Source organism: Bradyrhizobium tropiciagri (assembly GCF_001189845.1).
GTDB lineage: Bacteria > Pseudomonadota > Alphaproteobacteria > Rhizobiales > Xanthobacteraceae > Bradyrhizobium > Bradyrhizobium tropiciagri.
The window spans coordinates 1-1,654 of sequence record NZ_LFLZ01000168.1; the positions used below are offsets into that span (position 1 = coordinate 1).

Annotated in this window: 1 protein-coding gene; it reads left to right on the forward strand. The window is 66.5% G+C overall.

Features of this window, described 5'->3' with window-relative positions; all coding sequences use genetic code 11:
- Positions 1 to 251 precede the first annotated feature (251 nt).
- The gene (locus AKN84_RS44235; protein WP_050426598.1) at positions 252 to 1,550 is read left to right on the forward strand and encodes an MFS transporter; all 1,299 of its coding nucleotides are present in this window, start codon (positions 252 to 254) and stop codon (positions 1,548 to 1,550) included.
- The last annotated feature ends 104 nt before the right edge of the window (positions 1,551 to 1,654 follow it).

Here is a 1,654-nt window from a genome sequence, read left to right on the forward strand (position 1 = left end):
GCGCCGGGTGAGGGGTTACGCTCTCTCGTTGGAGCCGCAGCCCCTCACCCGATTTGCTGCGCAAATCGACCTCTCCCCGTCGGGGAGAGGTGAACGCTCGTGGCCAAACCGATTCAATCCGCTTCATCTCGTTCTAGGGGCCGTGCAAACGCGGCTTTGCCCCGCCTGCAACATCGCGATAGATTGGCGGTCCGCGCAACTCCGGCCGCGGATCGCAAAGTGCCGGTGAAAGATTTCTCCGGGGAACGCGCATGAGCACGGCCGAATCCAAATCGATGGAAGTCGCAGAGATCGAGGACACCAGCCTCCTCGCCTTCTATCGCGACATGAACCTGCAGGAGCGGCGCACGTTCTGGGCCTGCGCGTCGGGCTGGACGCTCGACGGCATGGATTTCATGATCTATCCGCTCGTGATCGGCACCATCATCACGCTGTGGAAGGTCGACGCCGGCACCGCCGGGCTCGCGGGCACCGTGACGCTACTAGCCTCCGCGATCGGCGGTTGGCTCGGTGGCTATCTCTCCGACCGGATCGGGCGGGTGAAGACGCTGCAGCTCACCATCATCTGGTTCTCGTTCTTCTCGCTGGTCTGCGCCGTGGTGCAGAATTTCGACCAGCTGCTGATTGCCCGCGCGCTGCTCGGCCTCGGCTTCGGCGGCGAATGGGCCGCCGGCGCGGTGCTGATCGGCGAGGCGATCCGGCCGCAATATCGCGGCCGCGCGGTCGGCTCGGTGCAGTCGGGCTGGGCGATCGGCTGGGGCCTTGCGGTGCTGGCGCAGGCGGTGCTGTTCTCGATCCTGCCTGCGGAAAACGCCTGGCGCTGGATGTTCGTGATCGGCGCGCTGCCGGCACTGCTGGTATTCTATCTGCGCCGCTACGTCACCGAGCCGGAGATCTCGGCCGCGACCATGGCGCAGCAGCAGGCATCCGGCAGCGGGCCCGCCGCGCTGTGGGAGATATTCCAGGGGCCGATCCTGAAGACCACGCTACTGGCCTCGCTGGTCGGCACCGGCATGCAGGGCGGCTACTACGCCATCACGTTCTGGGTGCCGCGCTTCCTGACCACCGAGCGCAAGCTCTCGGTGGTCGGCTCGACCGGCTATCTCGCGACGCTGATCATCGGCTCCTTCATCGGCTATCTGGTCGGCGCCTGGCTCGCGGATCGCATCGGCCGGCGCAATCTGTTCCTGATCTTCTCGATCGGCGCCATCGCCGTCGTGCTGCTCTATACCCAATTGCCGCTGTCCAACGAGGTGCTGTGGGTGCTGGGCTTCCCGCTCGGCTTCTTTGCCTCGGGCTATTTCTCGGGCATGGGCGCGTTCCTCACCGAGCTCTACCCGACCCGGCTGCGCGGCTCCGGCCAGGGCTTCTGCTACAATTTCGGCCGCGGCGTCGGCGCGCTGTTTCCGTTCCTGGTCGGCGCGCTGTCGACCACGACGACGCTCGCCAACGCGATCGCCATCTTCGCGGTCGCAGCCTATGCCGTGTTCTTCATCGCCGCCTACGCACTGCCGGAAACGCGCGGGCGCGTGCTGCATGCGGGTGGGTGAATGCTGGCGTCGGCATGACAGTCGTGCCGCTTGCTCCGTCGTCCCCTCCCCCCTTGCGGGGGAGGGCTAGGGAGAGGGGTGGCCGCGAAGGTGGTGTATGTGGC